14 protein-coding genes are annotated in these 17,856 nt (G+C 56.0%); 7 read left to right on the plus strand and 7 right to left on the minus strand.

Features of this window, described 5'->3' with window-relative positions; genetic code table 11:
• Window positions 1-76 precede the first annotated feature (76 nt).
• From ACTG2T_RS13440 to barA, 3 genes are all read right to left on the minus strand, one after another.
• Window positions 77-964: an N-acetylmuramoyl-L-alanine amidase gene (locus ACTG2T_RS13440; RefSeq protein WP_330125348.1), complete on the minus strand. Its 888-nt coding sequence runs from the start codon at window positions 962-964 to the stop codon at window positions 77-79.
• 34 nt (window positions 965-998) lie between these two features.
• Window positions 999-1,478: a DUF1456 family protein gene (locus ACTG2T_RS13445; RefSeq protein ID WP_005335594.1), complete on the minus strand. Its 480-nt coding sequence runs from the start codon at window positions 1,476-1,478 to the stop codon at window positions 999-1,001.
• Window positions 1,479-1,567: 89 nt separating this feature from the next.
• On the minus strand, window positions 1,568-4,285 hold the full coding sequence (barA, locus tag ACTG2T_RS13450) for a two-component sensor histidine kinase BarA (RefSeq protein WP_330125349.1): 2,718 nt from the start codon (window positions 4,283-4,285) through the stop codon (window positions 1,568-1,570).
• A gap of 153 nt (window positions 4,286-4,438) precedes the next feature.
• On the opposite strand from barA, the gene rlmD reads away from it, so the two are divergent.
• From rlmD to eno, 5 genes are all read left to right on the plus strand, one after another.
• On the plus strand, window positions 4,439-5,761 hold the full coding sequence (gene rlmD, locus ACTG2T_RS13455; protein WP_330125350.1) for a 23S rRNA (uracil(1939)-C(5))-methyltransferase RlmD: 1,323 nt from the start codon (window positions 4,439-4,441) through the stop codon (window positions 5,759-5,761).
• Window positions 5,762-5,993: 232 nt separating this feature from the next.
• Window positions 5,994-8,207 carry a GTP diphosphokinase gene (gene relA, locus ACTG2T_RS13460; RefSeq protein WP_330125351.1) on the plus strand — a complete coding sequence of 738 codons (2,214 nt, stop codon included), beginning with the start codon at window positions 5,994-5,996 and terminating at the stop codon, window positions 8,205-8,207.
• A gap of 73 nt (window positions 8,208-8,280) precedes the next feature.
• A complete protein-coding gene (gene mazG / locus ACTG2T_RS13465) occupies window positions 8,281-9,078 on the plus strand; it encodes a nucleoside triphosphate pyrophosphohydrolase (protein WP_043821669.1) in 798 nt (265 codons plus the stop codon).
• A gap of 141 nt (window positions 9,079-9,219) precedes the next feature.
• Window positions 9,220-10,857 (plus strand): glutamine hydrolyzing CTP synthase, encoded by a 1,638-nt coding sequence (pyrG, locus tag ACTG2T_RS13470; RefSeq protein ID WP_005335584.1) that lies wholly within the window; start codon window positions 9,220-9,222, stop codon window positions 10,855-10,857.
• 89 nt (window positions 10,858-10,946) lie between these two features.
• Entirely contained in the window at window positions 10,947-12,248 is a 1,302-nt protein-coding gene (gene eno / locus ACTG2T_RS13475; protein WP_005335583.1) for a phosphopyruvate hydratase, read from the plus strand.
• 123 nt (window positions 12,249-12,371) lie between these two features.
• Here the strand turns inward: eno and ACTG2T_RS13480 are convergent, their stop codons facing one another.
• Window positions 12,372-12,857 carry a GNAT family N-acetyltransferase gene (locus tag ACTG2T_RS13480; protein ID WP_330125352.1) on the minus strand — a complete coding sequence of 162 codons (486 nt, stop codon included), beginning with the start codon at window positions 12,855-12,857 and terminating at the stop codon, window positions 12,372-12,374.
• Between the two features lie 153 nt (window positions 12,858-13,010).
• Window positions 13,011-14,480 (minus strand): DNA/RNA helicase domain-containing protein, encoded by a 1,470-nt coding sequence (locus ACTG2T_RS13485; protein WP_319919641.1) that lies wholly within the window; start codon window positions 14,478-14,480, stop codon window positions 13,011-13,013.
• A gap of 611 nt (window positions 14,481-15,091) precedes the next feature.
• On the opposite strand from ACTG2T_RS13485, the gene ACTG2T_RS13490 reads away from it, so the two are divergent.
• Window positions 15,092-16,267, plus strand: coding sequence for a retropepsin-like aspartic protease (locus ACTG2T_RS13490; RefSeq protein WP_330125353.1), 1,176 nt, complete (start codon window positions 15,092-15,094; stop codon window positions 16,265-16,267).
• Between the two features lie 39 nt (window positions 16,268-16,306).
• Here the strand turns inward: ACTG2T_RS13490 and ACTG2T_RS13495 are convergent, their stop codons facing one another.
• Window positions 16,307-16,903, minus strand: a complete 597-nt coding sequence (locus ACTG2T_RS13495; protein ID WP_330125354.1) for an MliC family protein — start codon at window positions 16,901-16,903, stop codon at window positions 16,307-16,309.
• 186 nt (window positions 16,904-17,089) lie between these two features.
• Entirely contained in the window at window positions 17,090-17,455 is a 366-nt protein-coding gene (locus tag ACTG2T_RS13500) for a DUF2061 domain-containing protein (RefSeq protein ID WP_040099042.1), read from the minus strand.
• A gap of 191 nt (window positions 17,456-17,646) precedes the next feature.
• On the opposite strand from ACTG2T_RS13500, the gene ACTG2T_RS13505 reads away from it, so the two are divergent.
• Window positions 17,647-17,853: a hypothetical protein gene (locus ACTG2T_RS13505; protein WP_043821654.1), complete on the plus strand. Its 207-nt coding sequence runs from the start codon at window positions 17,647-17,649 to the stop codon at window positions 17,851-17,853.
• Window positions 17,854-17,856 lie beyond the last annotated feature (3 nt).

Below are 17,856 nucleotides of genomic sequence, written 5' to 3' on the forward strand. Positions count from 1 at the left end.
ACAATTGCTTGTGCCTAACTGTTTGATAGCTAACGGCTATCAAACAGTACGCAGCAACGGGGGCAATGGATGAGGATTAGGGGAAGTATTTTTCGAGCAGCGCCATCAGGATGGCCTGACACTCGCGGTCCGGTTTGCTATCGACCTTGCTGGCGCGAAAGTGGAGCTGAAAGGCGCCCATGACGGCGCGGCTCTGCTCATCCCACTGGCCGCTCCGGGGCAGACCATAGCCATAGCGGGCCAACTGCTGCTGCCACATGGCCGCATCCCAATAGGGCAAGGGACTGGCCAGCAACTCGGCCACCCGACCTGCATCGGGCCAGGCACCGACCCCGTACGTCAGATATAGCTGGCGCCAGGGGAAGTGAGGGCCGGGATCCTGCTTGCGCTCGGGGGCGATATCGCTGTGGCCCAGCACCTGGGTCGGTGGAATCTGGTAGCGGGCGACCAGCTCCCGGCTGAGTGCGCCGACGGCAGCTATCTGCTGCGGGGTATAGGGTTGCCAGCGCCGGGCATCGGGGGCCAGCGGCTCATCTTCCGCTGGATAGCCGAGGTTGACGATCTCGATGCCAAGGGAGCTGGCATTGAGCCCGGCATATTGGTGCCAGCGGCTGCGTCCCGCATGCCAGGCGCGCGCGCTGTCCGGCACCAGCTGATAGACCGGTAGCGGGGTCTCGTGACTGTCGCGGGGGATCAGGTAGTGGGCGCTCACCTTGTGCTCCGGCTCGGTCAGCAGGCGCAGGGAGTTGGCATCATCTTCATCGGTGTAGTGGAGGATCAGAAAGGCGATCCGCTCATTCTGGTTGGCGCTCTGATAGCGGGTAGATAGCTGGTATTCGGACGGAGTGCAACCACCCAGCAGCAGAACCAGTGGCAGAAAAAAGAGGGGAAGAAGACAGCACCAGCGCCATCCCCCTGCCACAGCCAGGCTGCTGAGCGTGGGAGGAGTGAGTCGCTGGCACATGTCGAAGGACCTGTCTGGTCAGTCGCGCGGCTGGTTAGCCGCGGTATTTGGCCGTGAGACCGATCAGGAAGTTGCGCAGGATCTGATCCCCGCAATCCTGATAGTGCTTGTGATCCTTGGAGCGGAACAGGGCACTGAGCTCGGACTTGGAGAGGTTGAAGTCGGCGAGCTTGAGGGTGCCGAGCATGTCCTCTTCCTTGAAGTTGAGACCGATGCGCAGCTTACGCAGGATCATGTTGTTGTTGATCCGGTTCGGGATCACCTGGGCCGGTGCATCTTCCCGCACACCGCGGCGGGCGATGATGAAACCGTCGAGGAACTGGCTCAGGGCCGAGTCGGGACAGGCGACATAGCCTGCCTCTTGCTCTTCACCTTCCGCTGCCTCTTTCATCAACCAGCTGTGCAGCTGGGCGTGAGTGACCGTCAGGTTGCCCTTGGCAAACATCTCGACCATCTGGTCGTTGCTGATGGTGAGGGCGTAGCGCAGACGGCGCAGAATATCGTTGTTGGTCATGCTGACTCCTGTGTAAACGGCGCAACTTTACCATCTGGCAGCCCTCGCGTCAGAAAAAGCGGGGGCCGATACAGTTCAGGTCAAGCTCATCAAGCTTTGCCGAGATAGCGGGGCGCCTCCTGGCGCACCAGTTCCAGCGCATCTTGCAGCTCCAGCAGCTCGGGTTCCAGCTCGCTCACCGGCACGCCGTCACGCAGCTGTTGCTCCAGCTGGGAGAGCAGCCGTTGCAGTCCCGGCACACCGGAATAGGCACAGCCGCCGTTGAGGCGATGGAGCTGGGCCAGCACTTCGCTATCTTCAATTTCGCCCGCCAGCGCGCTATCCAGCACCGGCTCGACCTCGTCAAAACTGGCCAGCAGCATGGTCAGCATCTCTCTGGCGAGATGCTCTTTCCCCGCCGCCTGTCGCACCGCCAGTGCCCAGTCGATCTGTTGGGCACCATTATTCTGGTGGCGGCGATGGGCAAAGTCGGTGATGAGCTGGGCCAGCATGCTCTCGTCGATGGGTTTGGCCAGATAGTCGTCCATCCCCTGCCTGATCAGCCGCTCTCGCTCTCCGGGAATTGCGTGGGCGGTCACCGCCACGATCGGGGTGGTGGTGTTGAGGGACTGGTTGCGGATCGCCTGGGTGGCGCTGATGCCATCCATGATCGGCATCTGGATATCCATGAAGATGATGTCGAACGGCTGGCTCTGGGCCTGCTTGACCGCTTCCTTGCCGTTTTTGCACACCACCACCTGACTCACCATCTCCTTGAGCATGGCGGCGATCAACTTGAGGTTGGCGGCGTTGTCATCCACCGCCAGCACCTTGATTGGCTGCAACTGGCGCGGCGCAGGCTGGGCGGGCAGCTTCTGGCGGCTCGATTCCGGCGAGAGCAGGGCGTGCAGCAGCTTGCGGTGGTTGACCGGTTTGGAGAGGCAGTGCTGGGCGCCATGGGCCAGCATCGCTTCATAGAGCGCCGGCTCGTGGCTGCTGAGCAGCACTATGGTGTTCTGCTGCTGGCCATTCAGTCTGTCGAGACGGCCGATCACCTGCTGCGGCGTATGCAGGGTGCTGCTGCCGATGATCACCATCTCCTGCTCGCTCATCTCGGGCCAAGGATCATCGCTGGTCAGTGGGTGCACATCGAGGTGCCATTCCGCCAGCAGGGCGAGCAGAGAGGTTTGCGCGAAGGGATCCGGCTCCAGCAGCCAGAGCCGTTTGCCACGGATCCGATCCAGCGGTAGTTGATCGGTCTGGGGCAGGGGCGAGACCTCCACATCCAGACTGAACGAGAAGATGGAGCCCTTGCCGAGCTCCGATTCAAAGCGGATCTGGCCGCCCATCTGCTGCACCAGCTTCTGGGTGATAACGAGGCCCAGGCCCGTGCCGCCATAACGGCGGGAGATGGATGAGTCGGCCTGATTGAAGGCCTGGAACAGCTGATGTTGCTGCTCTTGGGAGATGCCGATGCCGGTATCGCGGATCTGGACGTTGAGCCTCACCTTGTGGTTGCCACTGCCGGTCTGCTCGATATGGACATCCACGTTGCCTTGCTCGGTGAACTTGATGGCGTTGCCGGTGAGGTTGGTCAGCACCTGTTGCAGACGCATGGGGTCGCCGGTGAGGTAGTCCGGCACATCGGCATCTACCCGCAGGGAGAGCTCCAGCTGCTTGTCGTGGGCGCTGGGGCCGAGCAGGTGCATGGTCTCGTTGAGGGTGTCGCGCAGGCTGAACGGGATATGCTCCAGCTGCAGTTTGCCCGCTTCCAGCTTCGAGAAGTCGAGGATGTCGTTGATGATGCCAAGCAGGTTGCGCGCCGACTTCTCGATGGTCTGCATGTAGTCGGTTTGGCTCGGGGTCAGGCTGGTTTTCAGCAGCTGGCGGGTAAAGCCGATGACCCCGTTGAGTGGGGTACGCAATTCGTGGGACATGTTGGCCAGAAACTCCGACTTGACCCGCGCCGCCTCCTGCGCCCGTTTCTTGGCCATGTCGAGTTCGACGTTCTGGATCTCGATCTGCTCCAGAGTTTCGCGCAGGTCAGAGGTGGCCTGATCGATATTCTGCTGCATCTCTTCGTGATATTCGGAGAGCGCCTTGGCCATGGCGTTGATGCCATTTTTCAGCATATCCAGCTCGCCGGTGAGCTGGCCGCTGACCCGTGTATCGAGCCGCCCCTCCCTGATCTTGTGCACCGCCTGCACCATGTTGGTGATGGGCTGGGTCACGCTCTTGACCAGACGGAAGCCAAACAGGGTACTGAAGGCGACCCCGATGAGCACCATGATCACCGCAAAGAAGGTGTCGCGGTACTGCAGCAGCATGGCCCTGTCGGTCGCCATCTGCATCGAGATGTAGCCGATCATCGGCGGCTCTACATCGCTGGGCAGCGGGAAGCCATCCAGACTGGTTTCAGCCTGGATCGGTGTGCGCAAAATGATGTCGTCCCCCTGAAACGTCACGCTGGTCAGATCCGGAATGGGCTCGCCATCGGGCAGCCTGAGCCGGGTGAAATCCCGGTGATAGTTCGAGGTAACGAACAGCTGGTTGTCTTGGGTGAAAACCGCGATGGACTTGATGAAGGGGGAGTTCTTGCGATGGGTCAGACCTATCAGCCGCTTGAGGGATTCGCGACTGTGCTGGGTCATCCCGTATTCACTGGCGATCGCCAGCGGTTCGATAATGTTGATCCCCTGATCAATGAGGTTGTTTTCCAGCTGCTGGTAGCGGTGGAAGGTGAAGTAACCGGCCATCAGGCCACCGATGATCAGGGTTGGCAGGATGGTGAAGGCGAGAACGCGTGCTCTCAGGCCATATTTGGTCATACGAACAGGCCACCAGTGAACAGGGTTGGCGATAGGGTTGATGGCAATACACGGGCTCTGTGGCCGTATTTGGTCATACTATTATTCTTGTGGGACAATACCCGGCAGCAGATTCCACAATCATGACATAGCCACCTATAGGCACCAAGTTTTATGGCCCAGTTTTTCAAGCCCCAAAAGAAGTCCACCCAGCTCCAACGCATTGAATTTACGATAGACACCCTCGATCACCACTGCGTCGGTATCGGTCGCCATCAGGGCAAGGCGATCTTCGTCGAAGGGGCACTGCCCGGCGAGACCGTCAAGGCACGCATCACCGAAGAGAAAAAGCAGTATGGTCACGCCGCCTTGCAGCAGGTGGTGACCCCGGCGGCCAATCGTATCGCCCCCTTTTGCGGCCACTATCGCGAGTGCGGCGGTTGCAGTGCCCAGCACATGTCGGTTGCCGATCAGCAAGCCGCCAAGGCGGCGGGACTGGTCAGCTTGTTCGAGCGGTTGGGCAACATCAAGGCGCCGGCGCTGGAGCCGGTACTGACCGGTGAAGATCGTGCCTATCGCCGGGTCTGTCGTCTGGCCATCAAATTTGACAAGAACGGTCGCTGCACCCGGGTCGGTTTCCGCCGTCGCAACAGCAACGATCTGGTGGAGATCGACAGTTGCCCTGTGCTGACCGAGCCGCTCTCTGCGCTGATTGCCCCGCTGCGTGAGTGCCTCAATCGCTTGAAGAGCCAGCGCGAGCTGGGCCATGCGGAGCTTATCCAGGCCGAGCAGGGGATCATGATGCTGCTGCGCCACACCGGCCGCCCCAATGAGGCGGATCGCGCCCTGCTGGTGGAGTTTGCAAAAGCGCAGGGGATCGACCTCTATCTGCAGGCTGCCGATGATCGCATCGAAGCGCTGCAGCAACAATTTTCCCCATCCTACTCGCTGGATGGCCTGTCTCTTGCATTTGCCCCCGGTGATTTCATTCAGGTCAACGGCCCCATCAACCAGAGCATGGTTGAGCAGGCGCAGACATGGCTCGGGGCGAGCAAGGATGACAAGGTGCTCGATCTCTTCTGCGGCATCGGCAACTTCACCCTGCCGCTAGCCCGTCAGGCTCGCGAAGTGGTGGGTGTCGAAGGTGAACTGGCCATGGTGCAGCGGGCCGAAGAGAACGCCCGTCGCAACGGCATCACCAATGCCCGTTTCTACAAGGCCGACCTGAGCGATGACATCGTCGGCATGTCCTGGGCGCGAGAAGGGTTTGATCTGGTGCTGCTGGATCCGGCTCGCCCCGGCGCGTTGGAAGTGATGGGACACGTCGTGAAACTTTCACCCAAGCGGGTGGTCTACGTCTCCTGTAACCCGGTCACCCTGGCGCGGGACAGTCAGGTGCTGGTGAAAGGGGGTTATCGTCTGGTGCGCCTCGGCATGCTCGACATGTTCCCTCACACCGGTCATCTGGAGTCCATGGCGCTGTTTGAACGGGAGTAAATGACTCATCAGTACGGCGATGCGGATATGTAATCTGGCATGTCTGCGTCTGTTTGAGCTGATGTGATTGGGGTAATCTAGACCCTCGTCGTTCGGCAGGGCCTGTTGGTGCGCTCTATTGTCTTTCTGGACAATATGCCTTGAAAAGTGCGCTGGATATCCCCATTTGAGGCAATCTCATGAGGGGGAGAAAGTGACAGCTTTCGGCCCGATAATTTAAAGGATTGATACCATGGTTGCGGTTCGCGATATTCATTTGAAAGACAACTTCACCCTGGAAGAGTGGGTCAGCTCGCTCTCCTTGAGTGACAGTGAAAAGGATCAGCTGCGAACCGTCTACCAGTATTGTCTGACGCTCGGTGACGAGGCGCTGACCAGCAAGCTGCTGGTACGCGGCATCGAAATGGTGGGCATCCTGCAGATGCTCAGCATGGATATTGGCACCCTCAAAGCGGCCATCATCTACCCCTTCGTCGAAGCCGGTCTCATCAGCCAGGAGCGGATGGACGAGGACTTTGGCTCCAAGATCGCTAAGCTGGTGGAAGGGGTGCTGGAGATGGAGGCCATCCGCTCCCTGCAAACCCTCCATCGCAGCGAAACCTCGCCGGAGCAGGTCGACAATGTGCGTCGCATGTTGCTCGCCATGGTCGAGGATGTGCGTGCCGTGGTGATCAAGCTGGCGGAGCGGATCGCCTGCCTGCGGGAAGCGAAGACGGCAGATGAAGAGACCCGGGTGCTGATGGCCCAGGAGATCACCAATATCTATGCACCGCTCGCCAACCGTCTGGGTATCGGCCAGCTCAAGTGGGAGCTGGAAGATCTCGCCTTCCGTTACCTGCACCCGGATACCTACAAGCAGATCGCCAAGCAGCTCGACGAGAAGCGGCTTGACCGCGAGCGCTACATCCGCGAGTTTGTGCAATCCCTGCGTAATGGCCTGAAAGAGGCGGGAGTTGACGCCGAGGTGTACGGTCGGCCGAAACACATCTACAGCATCTGGCGCAAGATGCAGAAGAAGCACCTCGAGTTCAACGAGTTGTTCGACGTGCGCGCGGTGCGGGTAGTGACCAAGCGGCTGCAGGATTGCTATGCGGCGCTCGGTATCGTGCATACCCAGTTCCACCACATTCCTCGCGAGTTTGACGACTATGTCGCCAACCCCAAACCCAACGGCTATCAGTCGATCCACACCGTAGTGGTGGGGCCGGAGGGCAAGACGGTCGAGATCCAGATCCGTACCGACCAGATGCATCAGGATGCCGAGCTCGGCGTCGCGGCGCACTGGCGCTACAAGGAAGGGGCACAGGCTGGCGGCAAGGCCAACACCTTCGAAGACAAGATCGAGTGGCTGCGCAAGCTGCTCGCCTGGCAGGAAGATCTCTCCGAGAGCGGCTCCCTGCTGGAAGATCTGCGCAGTCAGGTGTTCGAGGACCGGGTCTACGTCTTCACCCCGAAAGGGGATGTCATCGACCTGCCGGCTGGCGCCACCCCGCTCGATTTTGCCTATCACGTCCACAGCATGATCGGCCACCGCTGCATCGGCGCCAAGATTGACGGCCGCATCGTGCCGTTTACCTATGCGCTGCAGACCGGCGATCAGGTGGAGGTGATCACCCAGAAAGAGCCGAACCCGAGCCGCGACTGGATGAACCCCAACGCCGGCTTCCTGCGCTCCAGCCGGGCGCGGGCCAAGGTGGCGACCTGGTTCAGAAAACTGGATCGGGACAAGAATATCGTGGCCGGTCGCGAGCTGTTCGAGAAGGAGCTGGATCGCCACAATCTCAGCATTTCCAAGATCGACAAGGGCAACATGCTGCGCCGCTTCAATCTGGAGAGCACCGACGATCTGCTGGCCGGTATCGGCAGCGGCGATATCCGCATCAACCAGGTGCTCAACTATCTCGACACCTGTTACAACAAGCCGACGGCGGAAGAGGAAGATCGCCGCCTGCTGGAGAAGCTGGAGCAGAAGGCCAATGCGCCGATGCGCCACAAGCCCAAAGACCACATAGTGGTGGAAGGGGTCGGCAACCTGATGACCCATATCGCCCGCTGCTGCCAGCCTATTCCGGGGGACTCCATTCAGGGCTTTATCACCATGGGGCGTGGCGTTTCGATCCACCGGGAAGATTGCGAGCAGCTCAAGGAGTTGTCACGTCGCAACCCCGAGCGGCTGATCGATGCGGTGTGGGGGGAGAACTACTCCGGCGGCTACGGCCTCACCATCCGGATCATCTCCAACGATCGTTCCGGCCTGCTGCGCGATATCACTACCGTGCTGGCCAACGAGAAGATCAATGTGATGGGGGTGCGCTCGCGCTCCAATGTGCGCGAGCAGACCGCCGAGATCGACATGGAGCTGGAGATTTACAACATCAACGCCTTCAACCGGGCGTTGGCCAAGCTCAGTCAGCTCAACGATGTGATCAGCGCCAAGCGGCTTTGATATCGAACCGACCGGCCCCAGTGGCCGGTCTGCATTTACGACCCTTTTTGAACGAATTGAAAGCGAATATCCCATGTCCCAACGTTACGATCTGCCCCAACTGCTCGACATCATGGCTCGCCTGCGCGATCCGCAAAACGGCTGCCCCTGGGATCTGAAACAGGACTTCCAGACCATAGTGCCGCACACCCTGGAAGAGGCCTACGAGGTGGCCGACGCCATCGAGACCGAAGATTGGCAGGGGCTGAAAGGGGAGCTGGGTGACCTGCTGTTTCAGGTGGTGTTTTACGCCCAGCTGGGTAAAGAGCGGGGCTTGTTCGACTTCGCCGATATCGTTGATACGGTGAGCGAAAAACTCATTCGCCGTCACCCCCACGTGTTTTCCGATGCAGATCTCTCCAACGAGCAGGCGGTAAAAGCGAACTGGGAGGCGGAAAAGGCCAAAGAGCGGGCGGCCCTCGACAAAGAGAGCGTGCTGGACGACATCCCGCAGGCGCTGCCTGCCCTGACCCGCGCCGCCAAAATTCAGAAACGCTGCGCCACTGTCGGTTTTGACTGGAAGACGTTGGGGCCTGTGGTGGACAAGATCCACGAAGAGATCGACGAGGTGATGGAAGAGGCGCTGATGGCCGATGTGGACGAGGCGCGGGTGAGCGACGAGCTCGGCGACCTGCTGTTTGCCACCGTCAATCTGGTGCGTCATCTGGGCAAGGATCCGGAGCAGGTGCTGCGCGGTGCCAACGCCAAGTTCGAACGTCGCTTTCGTCAGGTTGAGCAGATAATCGCCGCAGAAGGCTTGAAAATGACCGATTGCACCCTCGAAAAGCTCGATGCCGCTTGGGATAAGGCGAAGGAAACCGAGCAAAGTTGATTTGGCGCAAGATGGGGGGGCGGTGAGCCTGATAGATTTTTGCTCATTGTTTGGGAGAGGGGTTTTTGGTATACTGTTTCCCCGTCCTGCTTCATCCCCGAAGCACCCCTTAAAATTCCCTAAACTTCTTTCAGGTTCAGCATGACGACCAAATATATTTTTGTTACTGGTGGCGTTGTTTCATCCCTCGGCAAAGGCATTGCCGCAGCTTCTCTGGCAGCCATTCTGGAAGCCCGTGGTCTGGATGTGACCATCATGAAACTGGACCCGTACATCAACGTGGATCCGGGCACCATGAGCCCGACCCAGCATGGTGAAGTGTTCGTAACCGAGGACGGGGCCGAAACTGATCTGGATTTGGGCCACTACGAGCGTTTCATCCGCACCAAGATGACCCGTCGCAACAACTTTACCACCGGCCGTATCTACGCCGACGTACTGCGTAAAGAGCGTCGTGGTGACTATCTGGGCGCCACCATTCAGGTTATCCCGCACATCACCAACGCCATCAAAGAGCGGGTGATTGCCGGTGCCGAAGGCCATCAGGTTGCCATCGTCGAAGTGGGCGGTACCGTAGGTGACATCGAGTCCCTGCCGTTCCTCGAAGCCATTCGTCAGCTGGCTGCCGAAGTGGGCCGCAACAATGCCATGTTCATGCACCTGACGCTGGTTCCTTACCTGGCTGCTGCCGGTGAAGTGAAGACCAAGCCGACCCAGCACTCCGTCAAAGAGCTGCTCTCCATCGGTATCCAGCCGGATGTGCTGATCTGCCGCTCCGACCGTGCCATTCCGGCCAACGAGCGCGCCAAGATCGCCCTGTTCTGCAACGTGCCCGAGCGCGCCGTCATCTCCATGAAAGACGTCGACTCCATCTACAAGATCCCGGCACTGCTGAAATCCCAGAATCTGGACTCCTACTTCACCGAGCGTTTCGGTCTGGAGTGCAAAGAGGCCGATCTCTCCGAGTGGGAACAGGTTATCTACGAAGAGGCTAACCCGACTGGTGAAGTAACCATCGGTATGGTCGGCAAGTATGTCTCCCTGCCGGACGCTTACAAGTCCGTCAACGAGGCGCTCAAGCACGGTGGTCTCAAGACCCGTCACTCTGTCAACATCAAGTACATCGACTCTCAGGATATCGAGACCCGTGGCGCCGAGCTGCTGGAAGGTCTGGACGCGATCCTGGTGCCGGGTGGCTTCGGTGAGCGCGGTGTGGAAGGCAAAATTTTGGCTGCCCAGTATGCCCGCGAGAACAAGATCCCCTACCTGGGTATCTGCCTCGGCATGCAGGTTGCCATGATCGAATTCGCTCGCAACGTGGCGGGCATGGAAGGGGCTCACTCCTCCGAATTCAAGAAAGATTGCGCGTACCCGGTCGTCGGCCTCATCACCGAGTGGGTGGATGAAGAGGGCAACGTCGAGACCCGTACCGAGAAGTCCGATCTGGGCGGTACCATGCGTCTGGGTTCCCAGCTCTGCCACCTGGTCGAAGATTCCAAAGTGCGTCAGATGTACGGCAGCCCGACCATTTACGAGCGTCACCGTCACCGTTACGAAGTAAACAACAAGCTGCTGCCGCAGATTGAAGCGGCAGGTCTGAAAGTGACCGGTCTCTCCGCCGACAAGAAGTTGGTGGAAATCATCGAGATCCCGGATCACCCCTGGTTCGTGGCTGCGCAGTTCCACCCGGAGTTCACCTCTACTCCTCGTGATGGCCACGCTCTGTTCGCCGGTTTTGTGAAGGCGGCAGGCGAGTATCAGAAGCGTAATTTGAAGTAATTGAAAATAAATGCGGTTGGGGCACTGTGCCACAGCCGCTTTTTTTGGCATATTTTTGTTGTTTTTTTACGAAACCTGAGGAAATACACATGTCCAAGATCGTTAAAGTGATCGGTCGTGAAATCATCGACTCCCGTGGTAACCCGACCGTTGAGGCCGAAGTTCACCTGGAAGGTGGTTTTGTTGGTATGGCAGCCGCTCCGTCTGGCGCGTCCACCGGTTCCCGCGAAGCGCTGGAACTGCGTGACGGCGACAAGAGCCGTTTCCTGGGTAAAGGCGTGCTGAAAGCCATCGAAGCTGTAAACGGCCCGATCGCTCAAGCTCTGCTGGGTAAAGATGCCAAGGACCAGGCCACTGTCGACCAGATCATGATCGACCTCGACGGTACCGAGAACAAATCCAAGTTCGGCGCGAACGCCATCCTGGCTGTTTCTCTGGCTAACGCCAAAGCTGCCGCTGCTGCCAAAGGCATGCCGCTGTACGCCCACATCGCCGAGCTGAACGGCACCCCGGGTGTTTACTCCATGCCGCTGCCGATGATGAACATCATCAACGGTGGTGAGCACGCCGACAACAACGTCGACATCCAGGAGTTCATGATCCAGCCGGTTGGCGCCAAGACCCTGAAAGAAGCCGTTCGCATGGGCGCAGAAGTGTTCCACAACCTGGCCAAAGTGCTGAAGTCCAAGGGCTACAACACTGCAGTTGGTGACGAAGGTGGTTTCGCTCCGAACCTGAAATCCAACGCCGAAGCGCTGGAAGTTATCGCTGAAGCCGTTGCCGCTGCCGGTTACAAACTGGGCACCGACATCACCCTGGCTATGGACTGCGCTGCTTCCGAGTTCTACGACGCAGAGAAGAAAGAGTACAACCTGAAAGGCGAAGGTCGTGTCTTCACCTCCAACGGTTTCTCCGACTTCCTGGCTGACCTGACCACCAAGTTCCCGATCGTCTCCATCGAAGATGGCCTGGACGAATCTGACTGGGAAGGTTTCGCCTACCAGACTGCTGAACTGGGCAAGAAAATCCAGATCGTGGGTGACGACCTGTTCGTAACCAACACCAAGATCCTGAAGCGTGGTATCGACAACGGCATCGCCAACTCCATCCTGATCAAGTTCAACCAGATCGGTTCCCTGACCGAAACTCTGGCTGCCATCAAGATGGCCAAAGACGCTGGCTACACTGCCGTCATCTCCCACCGCTCTGGTGAGACCGAAGACGCGACCATCGCCGACCTGGCTGTTGGTACCGCTGCTGGCCAGATCAAGACCGGTTCCATGAGCCGTTCTGACCGTGTTGCCAAGTACAACCAGCTGATCCGTATCGAAGAAGCTCTGGGTGCCAAAGCTCCTTTCCGCGGTCTGAAAGAAGTTAAAAACCAGGCTTAATTTACTGGTTTGCCAGCCTCGGCTGGAATGAAAAAAACCGGAACCCCTGGGTTCCGGTTTTTTTATGCCTGATCCTTGCCACAACGGCCTGAGAGGCGAGGGGGCTGTGGCTCTGGTCTCGGGTCAGATAAAGGGGAGCGTGCGCTGATAGCGCCCTGCATGCGCCTGGAAGCCCAGCTTTTCAAACAGGGCGATAGAGCGGACGTTATCTGCATCGATATCTGCGGTGAGGCGGGTGACCCCCAATGTGCTGGCATGGACGAACAGCAATCCCAGCGCCTCCGACATAAACCCTCTGCGCCAATAGGCCGCATTGAGCAGGCAACCTACCTCGCAGCTGTGGCCCGCCTCACTGAAACTGTGCAGGCCGCAGGTGCCGATCACCTTGTTGCCCTCCCGCTCGACAATCGCCCACTCCAGCGACTCCCCCGTTTGCTCCAGCCGCACCACGCTCGCCATCATCTGCGCCACCATGGCGGGGGAGGTAAAGCAGGGATCAGAGGCAAACTCCATGGTCAGCGGATTGCCATAAATCTCGAACAGATCGGCGGTATCCTGCGGGCCAATGGTGCGCAGTACAATCCGAGTGCCGGTTAAGTCAGGCTTCATAAATCTCCTTTGGATGTTTTACGCCAGCAAAGCTACAGGTGGATAAAGAGACCGTATAAAAGTCGGTCTCAAAGACAACTGGTACTATCAAGAAATATTGTTTTCGCGAATGTCCGATTACGCTTCGCTAATCGAACCTATGGGCTGTATATTTTAATTTAGAATGGATAAACATCTATTCAATACTTGTTTGTTATCTATGATAATTAGCTTTAGTTTTTTTCGAGTTCTGGTTATATTCTGGAATAACATTTTCACGGTGTCGTAGTAGGTGTTTGAATTGTATAGGAGTCGACCTGTTTTATGGTAATAAAAATGCTTATCTATAACAACCGCAACATTATCAAACTCTTGACCAATTACTTTGTGTGATGTTTTGCTTTCTATGTGAGAATATGATTCATGATGTTCTCGCTTATATTGAGATGGGGTCAACCTCAGAACCTCCCATCCATCATCACTTATGAGTGAAATGTAGTCCCTGACATTTTCCAAATCAGTAAAATAATCAAAGCTTATATTTTCACAACTTGATAGAACAACATCATTTCTCAGGTTGTTGAATAATAGTTTAATAAAGTTTGCGATCTCTTTGTTTGTTCTGATTTTATCTGATAGAGCATATTTAACTATGCCTCTGATGGAGTTTATTCTGCTATCAATATCTGAATTGGTTTCGGATGCAGATAAAGTCTGTTGTTTATCATACGAAAAGACACATTGAAAATTACTAGTTTCGGCATCGTCGAGTATTTTATTAAATTGGGATATATATATCCGTTGTGTTTCATCTATTAGAACTAGATCTAAACTACTTAAATCATGATTTTTCAATTCCTTTATGGCTATAATATTCCATCCTTTTGCTCTTAATCGAACATGTCCATCGTTTAATTGCCCACAATGTACTATTAACGTGCGTTTTTTCTTCCTGATGGTTTTTATAATATCATATGTTAATAGCGTTTTTCCTGTGCCTGGCCCACCAGTAATAGCCATGAATTTTGCTGTATTACTTTCTATTGCATCAATAATTTTATCTTTGATTGCCTCCTGCTGACTCGTCAAAAAGTATTGATTGTTTATAAATTTATCTGTGGAGTTGAATGGTGACACCAGATATTCTGATGGATTGAATAAAGTATCAGGATTGTCTAGATTCATCAGGTTTTGCTGGGTTAACAACTTAACTAGATGCGTTAACTCAACAGTTTCTATTTCACCGCCAGAATTTAACTTGTAAAGGGTCTTTGTTTGGGAAATAAAACAAAAGTTATGTATGACTTTATTTATGTGACCAAGATAGTAATTGTTCCTTTGAAGTTGTCGTTTTATTTTATCTGCTGTGCTTATTTTTTTGATCTCAACATTAATTATATAGTTGCTTCCAAACCTTAATAAGTCAAATTCTTTGCTGATGTGTTGTATTTTATATCCTATGTAGAAGCTATTAAATATGCTCACAAATGGAAGGCTTTCATACATTTCAGTTGCTAATGTTTTTAGGTCGTCAACCTCATTTCTTTTTATATCAATGTTATAGTTTTTTATAAAACTATTGTATTCATCAGAAGAAAGGGATGAGTGGGCCTGTATAAGAGATAAGATATTTATACTTTTCATTTATTAAGCTCTATGGTACCTAAAATTATGTTTTTAACTTTTAGTTTTTAGCTAATGCGGTGATTTTCCGAGGCTAATTTCTTGGTGCCGTGGGTGATTGGTTTTTAATATAACCTAAAGTGTCATTATGTAATTAATTAGTTTATTGTGGCTCCATTTTAATGGAGTATCGATACGTAATATCCCTGTGAGAGAATATTGCGTTTAAACATCGTAATTGCTACCGCCCCTGAATTTCAGCCTCCAGTCTGCTGCTTTTAACCAACGAGGTGTGGCTGGCATGGCTCATGGGAGACTCCGACGAGGCAAGTGTTGCCAAATGGCAATATTAACCATGGCGCTGTGGAGAGAAAGCTCAATATTTAGAATTTCTGTGCAAGATCAATAAATTAATCAAATGTCACCCACGATTGATGACGCGCCGAGATAGCGTGAACAACCCTTCTTGAGCTATCACCATAGAATATTCATGGTCATATCTGGCTTGAACCAGCATAAAACTCTTTGTTATTGTCCGCACTCCCCGCTGAAACAGCTTATTTATCTATAAATCAACAAGATAGCATTGTGCGTTGGCGTCGCGGGGGCATCTGCTATCGGGAAGGAGAGTTATGAAGTCGCAGTTCAAAGTGGCGCTGGCCATGTTGGCCCTGTTCGTCGTCCAAGGCTGCACAGCCCCGGATTCATCCACCAAGCGCAATGCACCCGGCCCGGTGCTGACCGTGCATTACGAAAGCGCCCCCCTGATCCCCGTCACCATCGCCGGTGAGCAGTACCAGTTTTTGCTCGATACCGGGGCCAGTATCACCTTTATCGATCGTCGTCTGGCCAGCCGCTTCAAGGCGCTGACCTTAAGCGAATTGCCCAGGGCCTATCAGGCTGATTTTGCCACTGTGAGCAGCGTTTCGAGCCAACTGGGCAGCGAGCAGCTTGGCTTTGTTGAGCCGCAGCCCTTCTCGGTGGGGTCGGTCACCATTGATGACAGCGATCTGTGGGCAACCGTTGATTTCGATCTTTTCTCCCAGTCTCTCGGCAGTCGTGTCGATGGCATCCTCGGGATCGACACCATCCGCCGTTTCAACTGGGTGTTTGATCGCGACAGGCATCAGCTCACGGCTTTGCTGACGGCACAGTCGGCAGCCACGTTCGAGCGTTGCATCGGCTATGAAGACAGCTACAACCGCTCCCCAGCAGTGTATCTGACCCACGGCGAGAGCAGCGTGCGCATGTATCTGGATACCGGGGCCGATCAGAGCTATGCCGACCATGCCTTTATCGACTTTATGGCGAGCCAGAAGGCGATCTCTGGCGAAGATGCCACGCCACGCAAAGGGGTGGATGCCAGCGGTATGGTGGAGGGGCGTGACCATATCCTCACCGGCCTGCACTTTGATGAGCGCCAGCTCGGTGAGCTGCGCGTGTCGGAAAACAGCAATGAGCAGTATGGTCTGGGGCTGGATTTTGTTAACCGCTTCAATCGCTTTGCGATCATGCCCGGGCGGATGATGCTCTGCTACGACGCCGACAGCCTGGCGCGCAAAGTGCCGCCAACCCTGCGCAATATCGGGGTGCGTTTTGATGGCGAGCATCTGCAGGTCTACTACAGCGACGAACGGGATCTTGCCCCCTATGGTCTGGCTAATGGCGACATTCTGGAGCAGATCAACGGGGTGGCTTATCGTCCCCTCGATATCGACAAGGTGCGTGAACTGCTCAGCACCGGCAAGCCGGGGTCGCTCAAGTTGCGGATTGTGCGGGAAGGAAAACCGCTGGATATCGCTATCTAGTCAAGGTGAGGGCGGCAAGACGAGCCGCCCCTATGAGCGTCAGCCCTTGGTCGGATTTTCCATGCAGGTGAGGGTTGGCTGGCCGTAACGCTCCAGCGTGGCGTCGTCCCCCTTGATGAAGAAGGTGAGGTTTTGCCCTTCATAACGGGCGCCGCTGGCGCTGGGGGCTTCATAGGCGAGCACTTGTTGCTGCTTGTCGCCCTCGCTCAGGTTGATCACCGCGGCGGGCAGCTTGGCATCGTTATAGAAGTAGGTGGAGAGAGTGACGCTCTTGCCGCACTTGTAGTTGACCGGTGCCGGCACCATCAGCTGGCCGCCGCTGATCTGCAGTTCGGTGATCCGCAGCAGGTAGTTATCTTCCACACACTGGCGCAGATCCTGCCCCTTCCAGCAGTCGTTACGCCCCTTGATCCAGCCGCGCTGCATGGCGCGCTCTGTCTTGAGCTGTTCGGGAGAGAGCGCGGCAATCGCCTTGGGGTAGAGGGCCGCCAGTTCGTTATCAAGGGCGGCCAGTCCGGCATCCTTGCAGATCAGGGTTTCGACCGACCCGGAGGCTTTGGTGCAGTCAAAGGAGGGGGTTGCGGCGCTGGCCAGCAGAGGGGCAAACAGCAGGGTGGCAAGCAAGGTCTTGTTCATCGATAGATTCCAGCAATAAGGAGGGCATATCTGTCTACTACAGCACACTCTTCAGGGCAATGCAGCAGGGGAGCCGAGCCCACTTGCACTGCTGAATGGCTGCCAAACGGAAAAACCCGACACTCCTGGCCGGAATGTCGGGTTTTTTGTGGCCGGGATAAAGGGGGAGGCGGGTTGCCCGGTTGATCAAGCCAGCGCCAGTTGCTGACTGCGGGCGCGCCACAGCCGCTCGTGGAAGAAGAACACCAGGGTGTTGATGGCCGGTTCAATCATCGCCATCACGCCGCCGGTGAGCAGCTCGCCGCTCAGCAGGAAGGCCACCCCGAAGGCCACCGAGAAGTGGACCACCGCGAAGCTGCTGGTCTTGGCCTGCAGGCTGTGATTTGGCTTGAGCTTGTGCCAGCCAAGGTCATGAAAGTAGAAGGCGACCGTGTTGACGGCGGGCTCGATCAGGGCGATCAGGCTGGCGGTCAGCAGCTCACCGGTCAGCAGGTAGGCCACGGTAAAGGCGACACCGAAGTGCAGGATGGCAAAGCTGATGGTCTTTTTCATGATGGCGGCTCCCTCTGTTGATGATGTGAGTATCCGCCGAAATGAGATTAAATGAAAACTATTCTCATCTATTGCCGAAATAGAGAGAACCTATCAACGGGCGAGTGGCCGGTGCGCTTCAGCGGTTGCCAATCGCAACCAAGGCGATAAAGTACAGGTTCTTCACACTTGCCCATGAAAAAGGATCTTTCATGAATATCAATGCCACCCTGCTTGGCCAGTTCATTGCGTTGCTGATGGTCATCGTCGGCCTCATCGCCTGGCGACTGGCGCGTCGCAAGAGCGAGCATCCGGCGCTGATCACCCTTATCTGCTCCCTGCTCTGTCTGTTTCCGCCTTTTGGCCTGCTGGCCCTGTTGCTGGTTGCGCTGAAACAGGATCTGCCCGCCCGCTCATAGGAC

It is taken from the genome of Aeromonas sp. 75A (assembly GCF_051919425.1).
Classification (GTDB): Bacteria; Pseudomonadota; Gammaproteobacteria; order Enterobacterales; family Aeromonadaceae; genus Aeromonas; species Aeromonas veronii.